Below are 14,967 nucleotides of genomic sequence, written 5' to 3' on the forward strand. Positions count from 1 at the left end.
CGGTAATTTTAGGGCGCAAGTGTAACGCGAATTGCGCCCCGGGAAAATAACTTACAGCGAGGGGGACGACAGGCGGTTGCCGTGCATCACTAACAGGTGGTCGGAGTCGGCGGGCATACCGTCCGGTTTAACGTTTTCCAGGCGCAGAACATCGCCCATAATCTGGCTGAACACCGGCGCCGACACCGCGCCGCCATAGTAAGATCCGTTTTGCGGATTGTTAATCACAACCACCAGCGCAAATTGCGGATCGCTGGCCGGAGCCACGCCCGCCGTATAGGCCACGTATTTATCGACATACTTACCGTCATCGCCGATTTTCTTCGCCGTACCGGTTTTTACCGCCACGCGATAATCTCTGACTGCGGCTTTGGTTCCTCCCCCGCCGGGGAGCGCGACGCTCTCCATCATATGCTCAACCTGATGCACCAGTTCGGCGGGCATCACACGCGTCCCCACAACGGGCGGATCGATACGCGTAATGGAAAGCGGTCGGTAGATCCCAAAACTGCCGATGGTGGCATATACGTGCGCCAGCTGGAGCGGCTTCACCATCAGACCGTACCCGAAGGCAAACGTCGCCCGATCCAGATCGCTCCAGTAACGACGCTGCGGCAGTAAGCCGCTACTCTCCCCGGTGAGCCCCAGTCCCGTAGACTGCCCAAAGCCAAAGCCTTTATACGTATCCAGCAGTCGTTGAACCGGCATAGCGAGCGAGAGACGCGACACGCCGGTATCACTCGATTTTTGCAGGATTCCGGTCAAACTCAGCTCCGGGTAATACCCCACGTCACGAATCCGGTGGCCGTCAAGATTGAACGGATGCGTATCAATCACGCTGTCGGGCTGGACAATGCCCTGCTGAAGCGCCGTCATGATCACCAGCGGCTTGACCGTGGAACCCGGTTCAAAGGTATCGCTGATGGCACGGTTGCGAAAATCATCCAGCACGGCGCCTTCCCGGTTATTCGGATTAAAGTCCGGGAAGCTCGCCATCGACAGAATTTCCCCCGTCGCGATGTTGACCAGTACCGCCGCGCCGGACTCCGCTTTGTTCCAGGTGACGGCGTTATCCAGCGCATCCTCCGTCACAGTCTGTAGACGCTCATCAATACTGAGCTGAAGCTCATGCGCCGGCACAGGATTTGTTTCGGTTATGTTCTCGATGACATGACCAAACTTATCTTTGCGAACAAGGCGGGAACCAGGTTTCCCCGTCAGTTGGGCATTAAAACTTTTCTCAATCCCCTCAATCCCCTGCCCGTCAATGTTGGTAAAGCCAATCAGGTTGGCCGCCACATGCCCTGCCGGATAAAAACGCCGGGACTCTTCACGCAGGTTAATGCCAGGAAGATTGAGCTTATCGATCCATTCGGCCTGCTGCGGCGAAATCTGGCGCGCCAGATAGATAAACCGCCCGGCAGGATTACTGTTTACCCGCTCAGCCAGCGTAGCCAGTGAAAGATGCAGCGTCTGCGCCAGCGCCTGCCAGCGTTGGTTATACCCCACGCCGCCTTTACTGACGATCGTCTTCGGGTCGGCCCAGACCGCATTGACCGGCACGCTAACGGCTAACGGACGCCCTTCTCTGTCGGTAATCATGCCGCGTGGCGACGCCGTGGTGACCTCACGTAACGAACGCCTGTCCTCTTGTTTAACCAGATTTGTCGGCGTGATGATCTGTAACCACGCCACGCGTCCCAGCAATAACCCCATGCTCAGCAAAATCGCCACGCACAGCAGAGCAAAACGGATGGGAGCAAAATTACGCACGGCGCCGTCGCTTTTCTTTTTCACCTGGTCTCCAGCAAGGTCGTTTTTCAGGTGATTGATTTAACGGGAATTGACGAGGGAAAGCGGGAAAAACAATGCTACGAACATCGCGGCTTTGCAACAAAGCGCTAACAGAAGTGTATTCAGAAATATTTTGAAGGAACCTGAATTAAAAAGCCCCGCACTGGCGAGGCTTTATATCTGAGGTTGATGCGCCTTGGCGCTTCAAATCAGTGGTGTCGATCAGATAGCTGTTACGTTAACAGCAGCCGGACCTTTCTGGCCGTCCTGAATTTCGAACTCAACGTTCTGGCCTTCAGCCAGGGTTTTGAAGCCGTTACCCTGGATAGCGGAGAAGTGTACGAACACATCTTTGCTGCCATCAGCCGGAGTAATGAAGCCAAAACCTTTAGACTCGTTGAACCACTTAACTTGACCTTTAATCTTTGCCATTTGCAAAATTCCTTAGAGTGTTTTCTTCGCCCGCAGGCATAACATAGATAAAACTGAGACATTACTGCTTGAGGCACTAATATAAGGTTCGGCAGAGAAGCGGTATTCAACGTCAACGTGTTTACTCAGGACTTCTTTACTGAAAATGCCACACATAAACAGAACTGTACCTCGTTTAACCCAAAACGTGTTATCACATACAACGTTAATTATGGCAAGCCATTTTTAAACGTGTCTCGATCAGTCGCACAAATCCAGAGAGATATCAAAGATCAACTGCACAGTTATGCGGCACAGTTCCCGACGATATATTCTCGCTTCTCCAGGCGCCTTTCGACAGGCTTACGCCCGTACAGCGGCTTTTCTACCATAGCTCAATAACTTCGGTTGTTCCAGGTCATGCGTTGATCTTATCGATACGGTAAACAGATATCACTTTTTATGCTTTGTAATGCATAAATTGTCACAACGCAAAAAAACCAATATTGTTTAAAAATGCGAAGTATTCGACCATTTTTCATCCGTTTCACTGATAGCCAATACGTGCTTTGGTTGTGCACCAAAATAATGAAAGAATGATGACAACGCACAAAAAAAGTGAGAGAAACGTTTCGCTATTAATAAAAACGATCGCTATCACAAAAGCGACATAATCACATTATTAGCGTATGGATAAATATATTTAAGGAGAGATTAAGTTAAAGCATTAAATGATCAATGAAATAACAGACCTGGTATACACAGGGTTACATTAATGAAAACAGGATGGGCCTGCCTGAAGGAATGGCTGGCAGACGCGCATCCTGTCTCTGCTTGTCGTTACCGTTCAGCGACCAGACGGATGATATCGTCATCCTCTTCCTGAGGTTTCGCTTCAGACTCGGCCTCAGCGACTTTTTCAGGCTCGTTAGCTTCGCACAGACGGCGTAGCAAGGCATTTTGCCGCTTTTGCTGATCCAGCAGCGCTTCAAGCAGCTCAATCTGCTCATTTGTTCTTGAACTTGCCCGGTTCACAAAAAACCACAGGACCAGCCCGACAATCAGAACCACCACCGATACAATCAAAGACGTAAAAGTCAGTACGCCAGAATTCAGAACTTCGTTCATGTTACCACCTCAATGTAGACGCCGTATTTTACCACTGCTACACGGGAAGGTAATCAACTGTTGTAAAAATGCTATCACCAGGGGATAAATTTATTGATGGCACAAATTCCGTTGAAAAATTGTACATCCTGATCGCACATTATGTTGAACACCTGCGCCCACAGCAGCAGACATACCAACGCAACAATAATCAGGATTACCCACCGAAACTTTTTCACTCCGCTCTCCGCATCCACATCTTATGCCATCAAATTACCACGCGTTATCTAAACCGGAACTAACTGGAGCGACATTATATACTTTTAGGAATGATACACTTGTTTCAGTGGGCGTTCAGGCTACCCTTATTCTAACCAAAAAAAGAAAAGAGGTAGTAATGCGTTTGATCATTCGCGCGATTGTTTTGATTGCTCTGGTATGGATTGGTTTATTGCTCAGTGGCTATGGGGTTCTGATTGGCAGCAAGGAGAACGCCGCCGGTCTGGGTCTGCAATGTCAATATCTGACCGCTCGCGGCACCAGTACAGCGCAATATGTCCATACTGACAGCGGCATCATTGGTCTGTCAGACTGTCCTGTATTCAGAAAAAGCGCCGTGGTGGTCGATAACGGCTAATCTGGCATCACATCCATTCATCTGCATAAATATCAGGCATAACGTGGTTATGCCTTTTTAATGCGTTTTTTAGCGGGAGAAACCACTCTCCCGCCCCTTTTCAGGGCAATAAAAAAGCCAGCAGGTATCTTCTACCGGCTGGCTTCTGAACGGCTCAGGGCACGCTCACCTCAGAATGGATAGTCGTTGTAACCCATCTGCTCAGAGATTTTACGCGCTGCCGTGTGCAGCATAGCGACATACTCATGCAGACGTTCTTCAGAGAAACGCAGCGTCGGGAACGAAATGCTCAGACCGGCGATCACCACGCCAAAACGGTCGAACACCGGCACGCCAATACAGCGCAGACCTTCTTCCTGCTCTTCGTTATCTTCGCCATACCCCTGCTCGCGCACCTGATCCAGCATCGGCAGTAACGCCTCGGTGCTGGTAATCGTGCGCGCGGTGCTACGCTTGTACTCCACGCCATCCAGTATCTGTTTGACTTCATCACGGTCGCGCCATGCCAGCAGCACTTTACCGATTGCGGTGCTGTACAGCGGGTTACGGCGGCCAATGCGGGAATACATGCGCAAATTGTACATGGAGTCGATTTTATGAATGTAGACAATGCTGTCTTCATCCAGCGCACCGAGGTGAATTGTCTCTTTGGTCAGGCGGGAAATTTCACGCATCTGAATATCAGCGCTACGGATCAGATCAACGTTTTGCAGCGCACGGGCGCCCAGCTCAAACAATTTCAGGGTCAGCGAATATTTTTCAGATTCACCTTCCTGCGCGACATAACCCAGCGTTTTCATCGTTTGTAAAAAGCGATAAACGGTGCTTTTTGACATCATGACACGTTGCGACAGCTCGGTGATCCCTATTTCGCGCTCTTCACCCAGCGCTTGCAGAATGCCAAAAACCTTCAGCACAGAAGAAACAGAATCAGGTTGTTTATCCAGATCTGCGATAGCCATTTATCACCTCATTGCGAGTGTTTTATAAAAATCAGAACCGGTTTTTATTATAATTTCACGTCATGGCGGTCGCAATCCATCTTTGCTTACTTAGTTACAAATCTGCGACATAACCCCGCGATATCAATGCTAAAATCATTACTCTGATCATAATCCCCCGAAAGACATTGACTCTCTATGGACAAAATCCAGGCCGATGGCCTGCCATTACCCCAGCGTTACGGCGCCATTTTAACCATCATTATTGGTATCTCGATGGCCGTGCTGGATGGCGCAATCGCGAATGTCGCGCTCCCTACCATTGCAACCGATCTCCAGGCGTCCGCCGCCCGGTCGATCTGGGTTGTTAACGCCTACCAAATCGCGATCGTGGTTTCTCTCTTATCGCTCTCATTTCTGGGAGACATGTTCGGCTATCGACGCATCTATAAATACGGCCTGGTCATTTTCCTGTTTTCGTCGCTGTTCTGCGCGCTGTCGGACTCCCTGGAAATGCTGACGCTTGCGCGCGTCGCGCAGGGGTTTGGCGGCGCCGCGCTGATGAGCGTGAACACGGCGCTGATCCGGCTTATCTATCCGCAACGCCACCTTGGGCGCGGAATGGGCATCAACTCCTTCATTGTCGCGGTGTCTTCGGCTGCGGGGCCGACCATTGCGGCAGCAATCCTGTCGATAGCGTCATGGAAATGGCTGTTCCTGATTAACGTTCCGTTAGGCATTATCGCATTACTGCTGGCTATGCGTTTCTTACCCCCAAACAGCGCTCGCAGCGCCAAACCGCGCTTCGACTTGCCCAGCGCAGTGATGAACGCCTTAACCTTCGGCTTGCTGATCACCGCTCTCAGCGGATTCGCACAGGGGCAACCTTTAACGCTGATTGGCGCAGAACTGGCGGTTATGCTTGTCGTCGGTTTCTTCTTCATTCGCCGCCAGCTCTCACTCCCGGTGCCTTTGTTACCGATTGACTTACTGCGTATTCCGCTCTTTTCTCTGTCGATCTGCACCAGTATTTGCTCTTTCTGCGCGCAGATGCTGGCGATGGTTTCCCTTCCCTTCTATCTGCAAACGGTATTGGGGCGTAGCGAAGTCGAGACCGGGTTATTGCTGACGCCCTGGCCGCTGGCGACAATGGTGATGGCGCCGCTGGCGGGCTACTTAATTGAACGGGTTCATGCCGGGCTGCTGGGCGCGTCAGGACTGATAATTATGGCCACAGGACTTTTTGCGCTGATGCTGCTGCCAGCCTCGCCGTCAGATATCAGTATCATCTGGCCGATGATCCTTTGCGGAGCCGGTTTTGGCTTATTCCAGTCGCCCAATAACCACACGATTATCACCTCTGCGCCACGCGATCGCAGCGGAGGGGCCAGCGGGATGCTGGGCACGGCGCGTCTTCTGGGCCAGAGTACCGGCGCAGCGCTGGTTGCGCTCATGTTGAATCAGTTTGCGGACAACGGTACGCATATTTCCCTGATGACGGCGGGCATCCTGGCGACCGTAGCCGCCATTATCAGCGGGTTGCGCATCACTCAACCCCGCTCCGTGGCGTAAAAAAAAGCGCATCAGATGATGCGCTTTTTTAGAATGCCAGGCATACCGCCTTACTTCAGGTACTCGCCGCTACGCAGCGCTTCAATACGCTTATCCAACGGCGGGTGAGTCATGAACAACTCGCTCAGTGACTTCGACTTGCCGTTGATGCAGAACGCCATCATGCTGTTGGCTTCCTGCGGCTCATAGCTGGTTTTCAGGCGCTGCAACGCGGCAATCATCTTTTCACGTCCGACAAGCTTCGCAGAACCGGCGTCCGCATGGAATTCACGGTGACGTGAGAACCACATGGTGATAATGCTTGCCAGTATCCCGAACACCAGTTCAAGAACCATCGCCACCGCGAAATAGATCATTGGGTTGCCGTTGCTGCTTTCACCCTCATCACGGTTTCCACCAAGGAAGCCCGCGGCGATCTGCGCGATAATACGCGAGATGAAGATCACAAAGGTGTTCACAACCCCCTGAATCAGCGTCATGGTGACCATATCGCCGTTAGCGATGTGGCTGATCTCATGCGCGATAACGGCTTCGGCTTCATCCGGGCTCATGTTTTGCAGCAAGCCGGTGCTCACCGCAACCAGCGACGCATCACGGCGCGCGCCGGTCGCAAACGCGTTGATATCCGGCGCATGATAGATAGCCACCTGCGGCATAGCGATTCCGGCCTGACGCGCCTGCGTCGCCACCGTGTTCATCAGCCAGCGTTCTCTTTCATTACGCGGTTGCTCAATGACTTCCCCACCCACGGACTTTAACGCCATCCATTTGGACATCAGCAGCGAAATGAAGGAACCACCAAAACCAAACAGCAGCGCCATAATCAGCAAGCCTTGTACGCTGCTTGACTGTATCCCTGTCAGGCTCAGCACCAGCCCGAAAACGACCATCACGGCCAGGTTCGTCAGCAGGAAGAGCGCGATTCGCATCATAATTTTCTTTTAACCTCAACTTAACAAAACGCACTATGCGATACCCACATCGTATGGGTCTTGTGGCTATTTTCAAGCATCTGCGGGCGGTAAGTCACCAGAAAGACACAACTTTACATTTTGTTGCATAAGACTGACGGCTTCATGCGCTTGTTAAAAAAACAGGCACAATTTCTTGTGCCTGCTTGACGCTATTTGCTGGTTGCGGGTTGCTCCGCGGGCTTCTCTTTCTCAAGATGCGCCAGATCCAGCGCTATCCGTACCGTTTCATCCAGATACGGATCCGGCTCTTTATAATCCTTCGGCAGATCGTCCAGTTTCTTCAGAAGCGGCTTGCCTTCACGTTTAAACCGATCGTTGATACGCGCCAGACGCAGGGCATCGTCTTCATTATTCTCTTTTTCGCGCTGGGCGAAATTGAGAGAAGCGATATTGCGCTTATCTTTCATCGCGTTAAAACGGGCAATGTCCTTCAGGATGTACTGGAACTCAGGATCGTTCGCGATACGCGCGTTATGCTCTTTCAGCAGTTCCGGGCCAAACGGCGTTAAATCATCTGACTTCACGTACGTTGCCGCATCAATGCTGTCCCACGGCAAGGCGTTGTCTTCAAACTTCTCGCCGGTTTCCGTCTCTTCATTCCCCGTCGGCATGACGATATCCGGCGTGACGCCTTTACGCTGCGTGCTGCCGCCGTTAACACGGTAGAATTTCTGAATGGTGTACTGCACGGAGCCCAGCGCAGGCCATTCAGGACGCAGCATCTGATCATAAATACGGTTCAGAGAGCGGTACTGCTGTACGGTGCCTTTACCGAAAGTCGGTTCACCGACAATCAATGCGCGACCGTAATCCTGCATCGCCGCGGCAAAAATCTCCGACGCGGATGCGCTGAAGCGATCGACCAGTACCACCAGCGGGCCTTTGTAATACACCACGCCATCGGTATCGGCGTCTTCACGCACTTTACCGTTGTTGTCACGAACCTGAACAACCGGGCCAGACGGGATAAACAGACCGGACAGCGAAACCGCTTCGGTCAGCGCGCCGCCGCCGTTGGTGCGCAGATCGATAACAATGCTGCTCACGTTCTGTTTTTCCAGTTTCTGTAGCTGGACTTTGACGTCATCCGTCAGCCCCACATAGAACCCCGGAATATCCAGCACGCCGACTTTCTCTTTACCGACCGTTTTCACCGTCATTTTAACGGCGCGGTCTTCAAGACGAATGCGTTCGCGCGTCAGCGTAATGGTTCGCGTTTTCGTGCCCTTACCGGCAGGCAGAATTTCAAGACGAACTTTGCTGCCTTTCGGCCCTTTGATCAGCGCCACCACGTCATCAAGACGCCAGCCGATCACATCAACCATTCCTTTCCCCGTCTGGCCTACGCCTACAATGCGATCGCCTACGCTTATCGCCTTGCTTTTCGCCGCCGGGCCGCCGGCAACCATCGAGTTGATGACCGTGTAGTCATCGTCCATTTGCAAAACCGCGCCAATACCTTCCAGAGACAGGCTCATTTCAGTATTGAACTGTTCGGTATTTCGCGGAGAAAGGTAGTTGGTATGCGGGTCGATTTCGCGCGCAAATGCGGTCATCGCCAGTGAGAACACATCTTCACTGTTGGTTTGCGCCAGACGGCGAATCGCAGATTTGTAACGACGCGTCAGCGTTTCGCGAATTTCTTTATCGTTCTTGCCCGTCAGCTTCAGGCTAAGTTCGTCGAATTTCACCTTGCCATCCCACAACGCGTTCAGCTCAGCCTCATTTTTCGGCCAGGGCGCTTTGCTGCGGTCAAGGTTAAACGTGTCGTTACCGGTGAAATCCATCGGGCGTTCCAGTACGCTTAACGCGTACTGATAACGTTCGAAACGGCGTTTTTGCGCCAGGTTATAGAGGTCATAGAAAACATCCAGTTTTCCTGTACGCAGCTCATCGCCGAGGACAGTTTTGCTTTTCGCAAACTGCTCCACATCACTCGCCAGCAGCACATTGTGGCTGTAGTCGAGCAGATTAAGATAGCGATCGAAAATCTTTGCCGAAAACGCCTGATCCAGGTTGAACTGACGATAGTGGGAACGTGTAAAGCGCGAAGTCACGCGCTCACTCACGGTCGCATGCTGCGTTTCTTCCTTCAGAACGGGAATTTGATCGGCGCGCGTAATGTCATCGACGGCGAAGGACTGGCCTGCTATTGCAAGCAAGCCAGCTAACGCGGTAAGCCTAAAAAAAGTGTTCATGCCAGGCCTGGCCTCCGTTTCAGAACACCAGGTGTTCTGCGCGTACAATCAAAGACATACCCGAATTCAGCTGCACACGGACGCCATCTTTGGTGACTTCTAATACGGTGGCATCCATCGCATTGTTGCCTGCTTTCACCTTCAGTGACTGCCCTACCGTCAGCGCTGAAATATCAGACACCGGGGTATGCTGTTCTTCGCGTGGTGCTTTAGCCGCCGGTTTTTCAGCGCGAGGAGTACGCGGAGTCGTCTCTTTACGACGTGGCGCAGGACGCGGTTTACGCTCACGGCGCGGAGCGTCTTCTTTTTCGCCTGCCGCAGCGGCAGCTTCGCGTTTTTTCGCCTGCTGTTCCGCACGTTGCGCCTGGACGCGTGCTTTCGCTTCTTCAAGCTGCTTACGCGCATGTTCAACGTGCTGCTCATCCAGCTCACCGCAAGGGTTGCCGTCGAGATCGACACGCGTTGCGCCCGGCTTAACGCCGTACAGGTAACGCCAGCTTGAAGTATAAAGACGTAAAGCGGAACGAAGTTGTGTCTTGCTGAGGTTCATTTCGCCCTCAACACGCTCTACCAGATCCTGAAAAATGCCAATTTTCAGCGGGCGCGCTTCGCCTTCCGCACTAAAACACTGTGGAAAACGTTCGGCCAGAAACGCGATAACTTCTTTACTGCTATTCAACTTAGGTTGATTTTCCATGAAATTTCCTGATTACAACGGACGTAGCCAACAAGCCGCAGGCATGAACAGGCGTCATTATAATGACGCCATCAGTAATTGCTACGTTATCCGTTGATTATCCTGCAACGGTCGCAAAGAATTTTTTGTAATCCGTCGTTGCAAGCACGGTTTCAAGCCGCGCAACAAGCTCACGCAGGCCTTGCTCATCCTCTTCGGTAAAGCGGCCAAATACCGTGCTATCAATGTCCAGCACGCCGATTATCTGATTGTCTACCGTCAGAGGCAGCACAATTTCCGCATTGCTGGCGCTATCGCAGGCGATGTGTCCGTCAAACGCATGAACGTCCTCGATGCGCTGCACCTGGTTCTGCGCGACCGCCGTACCACAGACGCCGCGTCCAACCGGGATCCGCACACAGGCGAGTTTCCCCTGGAACGGCCCCAGCACCAGCGTGTCGTTTTCCAGCAGATAGAACCCCGCCCAGTTGACGCCCGAAAGGCGCTCAAACAGCAGCGCGCTGGTATTTGCCAGGGTAGCGAGAAAACTGGTTTCACCTGCCATTACTGCCTGAAAGTCGCGGTTAAGATCCGCGTATAGCTCTGTTTTGCTCATTATATAGTCACTTAGTTGTCTTACTCTAAAACTACAGCCTATTAAAATAAGCATTAAATGCGTTAATGCTCAAGATCATTCCCGTCATGAGTTAAGATTACATTAATCTAACACTTTGATTCACGATACATGGCCCTGAACACCCCGCGACTCACGCCAACAAAGAGAATAACGGTCTGGTCTATCAGTGAAGCGTTGCCCCGCGCCCATTATCAGCGCTGTCCCCAATGCGACATGCTGTTTAGCCTGCCGAAAATGCAATCGCACCAGAGCGCATATTGCCCGCGTTGCCAGGCCAAAATTCGCGATGGACGCGACTGGTCGCTGACGCGTCTGGCGGCGCTGGCCGTTACGATGCTGCTGCTGATGCCCTTTGCCTGGGGCGAGCCGCTATTGCGTATCTGGCTGTTAGGGGTGCGTATTGACGCCAACGTGATGCAGGGCATCTGGCAGATGACCAGGCAAGGCGATCCGCTTACGGCCGCCATGGTGCTCTTTTGCGTGGCAGGCGCGCCGTTAATTCTGGTCACCGCCATCGCTTATCTATGGTTCGGTAATATTCTCGGCATGAATCTGCGTCCGGTATTGCTGATGCTGGAGAGGCTCAAAGAGTGGGTGATGCTCGACATTTATCTGGTCGGCATTGGGGTCGCCTCGATCAAAGTGCAGGATTACGCCTTCCTGCAACCCGGCCTGGGGCTTTACGCCTTTGTGGCGCTGGTGATCCTCAGTATTCTGACGCTGTCGCATCTCAATGTAGAGCAACTCTGGGAGCGCTTTTACCCACAACGCCCCGCCCGACGCCCGGACGAAAAACTTCGCGTCTGTCTCGGATGCCACTTCACCGGTTATCCTGACTCACGGGGACGTTGCCCCCGTTGCCATATCCCGCTACGTCTGCGCAGAAATCAAAGCATACAGAAATGCTGGGCGGCGCTACTGGCCTCTGTCGTCCTGCTGCTGCCCGCAAACCTGATGCCGATATCCATTATTTACGTGAATGGCGGGCGTCAGGAGGACACGATTTTGTCGGGCATTATGTCACTGGCGAACAGCAATATCGCCGTGGCGGCCGTGGTCTTTATCGCCAGTATTCTGGTGCCATTTACCAAAGTTATTGTGATGTTTACACTGCTGCTCAGCATCCATTTCAAATGTGAGCAAGGGCTGCGTACGCGCATCCTGTTGCTACGGATGGTGACCTGGATCGGCCGTTGGTCCATGCTGGATCTCTTTGTTATTTCGTTAACGATGTCGCTGATTAATCGCGATCAGATACTCGCTTTTACTATGGGACCGGCTGCGTTTTATTTCGGCGCAGCGGTAATATTGACTATTCTTGCAGTGGAATGGCTGGATAGCCGCTTACTTTGGGATGCACATGAGTCAGGAAACGCCTGCTTCGCCGACTGAAGCGCAGATAAAAACAAAACGTCGTATTTCCCCTTTCTGGCTGCTGCCGTTTATCGCGTTGATGATCGCAGGCTGGCTGATTTGGGGAAGTTATGAAGATCGCGGCAACACCGTGACGATCGACTTTATGTCGGCGGATGGCATTGTTCCGGGGCGGACGCCTGTACGCTACCAGGGCGTTGAAGTGGGTACGGTGCAGGACATCAGCCTGAGTAAAGACCTGCGCAAGATAGAAGTGCGCGTCAGTATTAAGTCAAACATGAAAGATGCCTTGCGCGAGGAGACCCAGTTCTGGCTGGTGACGCCAAAAGCGTCGCTGGCGGGCGTTTCGGGTCTGGACGCGCTGGTCGGCGGGAACTATATCGGCATGATGCCCGGCAAAGGGGCCGAGAAAGATCACTTTGTCGCGCTTGATACCCAGCCGAAATACCGTCTGGACAACGGCGACCTGATGATCCATCTTCACGCGCCTGACCTCGGCTCTCTTAACAGCGGGTCGCTGGTCTATTTCCGCAAAATTCCGGTGGGTCGGGTATACGACTATGCCATCAATCCCAACAAACAGGGCGTCACCATTGACGTACTGATTGAGCGTCGGTTCACCAGCCTGGTGAAAAAAGGCAGCCGTTTCTGGAATGTCTCCGGCGTCAATGCGGATGTCAGCCTTAGCGGCGCGAAGGTGAAGCTGGAGAGCCTGGCAGCGCTGGTAAATGGCGCAATCGCGTTTGACTCGCCCGACGATTCGCAGCCTGCAACCGCAGATGACGCATTTGGCCTCTATGAAGATTTAGCCCATAGCCAACGCGGCGTCATCGTCAAACTTGAACTTCCCAGCGGCGACGGCCTGAAAGCCGACTCCACGCCGCTGATGTATCAGGGGCTTGAAGTGGGCGAACTCACCAAATTAACGCTCAACCCCGGCGGGAAAGTCACGGGCGAAATGACGGTTGACCCCAGCGTGGTAACACTCCTGCGTGATAAGACGCGTATTGAGCTGCGCAGTCCAAAGCTGTCGCTGAGCGATGCCAGTATCAGTTCGCTTTTGACCGGCAAAACGTTTGAACTGGTGCCAGGCGAAGGCGAACCGCGCAGTGAATTCGTCGTGGTGCCTGGCGAAGAAGCCCTGCTCCATGAACCAAATGCGCTGACGTTAACCCTGACCGCCCCGGAAAGCTACGGTATCGACGCCGGTCAACCGCTGGTTCTGCATGGCGTGCAGGTGGGCCAGGTCATTGAACGTAAGTTATCCAGTAAAGGCGTTGCGTTCACGGTGGCTATCGATCCGCAACATCGCGCCCTGATTCAGGGTGACAGCAAATTTGTCGTCAACAGTCGCGTGGATATCAAAGTCGGTCTCGACGGCGTGGAGTTTCTCGGCGCCAGCGCCAGCGAGTGGGTGAGCGGCGGCATTCGTATTTTGCCCGGCACAAAAGGCGAAATGAAATCCAGCTACCCGCTGTACGCCAATCTGGAAAAGGCCGTGGAAAACAGCCTCAGCGACCTCCCCACGACCACGGTGAGCCTCACTGCTGAAACGCTCCCGGATGTACAAACGGGGTCAGTGGTGCTGTACCGTAAGTTTGAGGTAGGTGAAGTGATCACCGTGCGCCCACGCGCTAACGCCTTTGATATCGATCTGCATATCAAACCGGAATACCGCAACCTGTTAACCAGCAACAGCGTATTCTGGGCGGAAGGCGGGGCGAAGGTACAGCTTAACGGCAGCGGCCTGACCGTGCAGGCCTCTCCCCTGTCGCGTGCGCTGAAAGGCGCTATCAGTTTCGATAACCTGAGCGGCGCAAGCGCCAGCCAGCGTAAAGGCGACAAACGAATACTCTACGCCTCGGAAACTGCCGCCCGCGCGGTGGGTGGGCAAATCACCCTGCACGCCTTTGACGCCGGTAAACTCGCGGCGGGTATGCCGATTCGTTATCTCGGCATCGACATCGGCCAGATCCAGACGTTGGAGCTGATTACCGCGCGCAATGAGGTTCAGGCGAAAGCGGTGCTCTACCCGGAGTATGTCCAGACCTTTGCCCGAAGCGGTACGCGTTTCTCGGTGATCACGCCGCAAATCTCCGCCGCGGGCGTGGAGCATCTCGATACGATTTTGCAGCCCTACATTAACGTGGAGCCCGGACGCGGCAATCCGCGTCGTGATTTCGAATTGCAGGAAGCAACCATTTCCGACTCGCGCTATCTCGATGGTCTGAGCATCGTCGTGGAAGCTCCTGAGGCAGGTTCGCTGAACATCGGCACGCCAGTGCTGTTCAGAGGTATCGAAGTGGGCACGGTAACGGGCATGACGTTGGGTTCGCTGTCTGACCGCGTGATGATTGCCATGCGCATCAGCCAGCGTTATCAGCATCTGGTGCGTAATAACTCCGTCTTCTGGCTGGCCTCCGGCTACAGTCTGGACTTTGGCCTGACCGGCGGCGTGGTGAAAACCGGCACCTTCAATCAATTCATTCGCGGCGGCATCGCGTTTGCAACCCCGCCAGGGACGCCGCTGGCGCCGAAAGCGCAGGCGGGTAAACACTTCCTGCTGCTGGAAAGCGAACCGAAAGAGTGGCGCGAATGGGGCACCGCCCTGCCACGTTAACTCCCCCGCTCCGGCGTGCTCGCGCC

Annotated in this window: 14 protein-coding genes; 4 read left to right on the top strand and 10 right to left on the bottom strand. The window is 53.4% G+C overall.

Annotation, left to right across the window (positions count from 1 at the left end; genetic code table 11):
* Positions 1 to 51: 51 nt before the first annotated feature.
* From ftsI2 to mgrB, 5 genes are all read right to left on the bottom strand, one after another.
* Positions 52 to 1,797, bottom strand: coding sequence for a peptidoglycan DD-transpeptidase FtsI2/PBP3(PARA) (ftsI2, locus tag OGY62_RS11175; RefSeq protein WP_286459887.1), 1,746 nt, complete (start codon positions 1,795 to 1,797; stop codon positions 52 to 54).
* 219 nt (positions 1,798 to 2,016) lie between these two features.
* Entirely contained in the window at positions 2,017 to 2,226 is a 210-nt protein-coding gene (gene cspE, locus OGY62_RS11180; RefSeq protein ID WP_001062678.1) for a transcription antiterminator/RNA stability regulator CspE, read from the bottom strand.
* 12 nt (positions 2,227 to 2,238) lie between these two features.
* A complete protein-coding gene (locus OGY62_RS11185) occupies positions 2,239 to 2,382 on the bottom strand; it encodes a DUF2627 domain-containing protein (protein ID WP_001537930.1) in 144 nt (47 codons plus the stop codon).
* A gap of 663 nt (positions 2,383 to 3,045) precedes the next feature.
* Entirely contained in the window at positions 3,046 to 3,333 is a 288-nt protein-coding gene (locus tag OGY62_RS11190; protein WP_012132046.1) for a YebO family protein, read from the bottom strand.
* 74 nt (positions 3,334 to 3,407) lie between these two features.
* Positions 3,408 to 3,551, bottom strand: a complete 144-nt coding sequence (gene mgrB, locus OGY62_RS11195) for a PhoP/PhoQ regulatory lipoprotein MgrB (protein WP_024130265.1) — start codon at positions 3,549 to 3,551, stop codon at positions 3,408 to 3,410.
* 158 nt (positions 3,552 to 3,709) lie between these two features.
* On the opposite strand from mgrB, the gene OGY62_RS11200 reads away from it, so the two are divergent.
* Positions 3,710 to 3,949, top strand: coding sequence for a YobH family protein (locus OGY62_RS11200; protein WP_024130264.1), 240 nt, complete (start codon positions 3,710 to 3,712; stop codon positions 3,947 to 3,949).
* 170 nt (positions 3,950 to 4,119) lie between these two features.
* Here OGY62_RS11200 and kdgR read toward each other — a convergent pair whose 3' ends face one another.
* Positions 4,120 to 4,911: a DNA-binding transcriptional regulator KdgR gene (gene kdgR, locus OGY62_RS11205; protein ID WP_012132042.1), complete on the bottom strand. Its 792-nt coding sequence runs from the start codon at positions 4,909 to 4,911 to the stop codon at positions 4,120 to 4,122.
* Positions 4,912 to 5,088: 177 nt separating this feature from the next.
* Between kdgR and OGY62_RS11210 the strand changes: the two genes are divergently transcribed.
* Positions 5,089 to 6,462, top strand: a complete 1,374-nt coding sequence (locus OGY62_RS11210; protein ID WP_047463223.1) for an MFS transporter — start codon at positions 5,089 to 5,091, stop codon at positions 6,460 to 6,462.
* A gap of 50 nt (positions 6,463 to 6,512) precedes the next feature.
* On the opposite strand, the gene htpX is transcribed toward OGY62_RS11210, so the two are convergent.
* The 4 genes from htpX to msrC form a co-directional block, all read right to left on the bottom strand.
* Complete coding sequence (htpX, locus tag OGY62_RS11215) at positions 6,513 to 7,394, bottom strand: protease HtpX (RefSeq protein WP_012132039.1); 882 nt, start codon at positions 7,392 to 7,394, stop codon at positions 6,513 to 6,515.
* Positions 7,395 to 7,585: 191 nt separating this feature from the next.
* Positions 7,586 to 9,634 carry a carboxy terminal-processing peptidase gene (prc, locus tag OGY62_RS11220; protein ID WP_012132038.1) on the bottom strand — a complete coding sequence of 683 codons (2,049 nt, stop codon included), beginning with the start codon at positions 9,632 to 9,634 and terminating at the stop codon, positions 7,586 to 7,588.
* A gap of 19 nt (positions 9,635 to 9,653) precedes the next feature.
* Positions 9,654 to 10,331 (bottom strand): RNA chaperone ProQ, encoded by a 678-nt coding sequence (gene proQ, locus OGY62_RS11225; protein WP_286459888.1) that lies wholly within the window; start codon positions 10,329 to 10,331, stop codon positions 9,654 to 9,656.
* A gap of 97 nt (positions 10,332 to 10,428) precedes the next feature.
* A complete protein-coding gene (gene msrC / locus OGY62_RS11230) occupies positions 10,429 to 10,926 on the bottom strand; it encodes a free L-methionine (R)-S-oxide reductase MsrC (RefSeq protein WP_012132036.1) in 498 nt (165 codons plus the stop codon).
* Between the two features lie 129 nt (positions 10,927 to 11,055).
* On the opposite strand from msrC, the gene yebS reads away from it, so the two are divergent.
* On the top strand, positions 11,056 to 12,339 hold the full coding sequence (gene yebS / locus OGY62_RS11235) for a membrane integrity lipid transport subunit YebS (protein WP_024130263.1): 1,284 nt from the start codon (positions 11,056 to 11,058) through the stop codon (positions 12,337 to 12,339).
* Positions 12,308 to 14,941 carry a PqiB family protein gene (locus OGY62_RS11240; protein ID WP_104868549.1) on the top strand — a complete coding sequence of 878 codons (2,634 nt, stop codon included), beginning with the start codon at positions 12,308 to 12,310 and terminating at the stop codon, positions 14,939 to 14,941. Before yebS ends, OGY62_RS11240 begins: the two co-directional genes overlap by 32 nt.
* Positions 14,942 to 14,967: the final 26 nt, after the last annotated feature.

It is taken from the genome of Citrobacter sp. CK198, assembly GCF_030333295.1.
Taxonomy (GTDB): domain Bacteria; phylum Pseudomonadota; class Gammaproteobacteria; order Enterobacterales; family Enterobacteriaceae; genus Citrobacter_B; species Citrobacter_B koseri.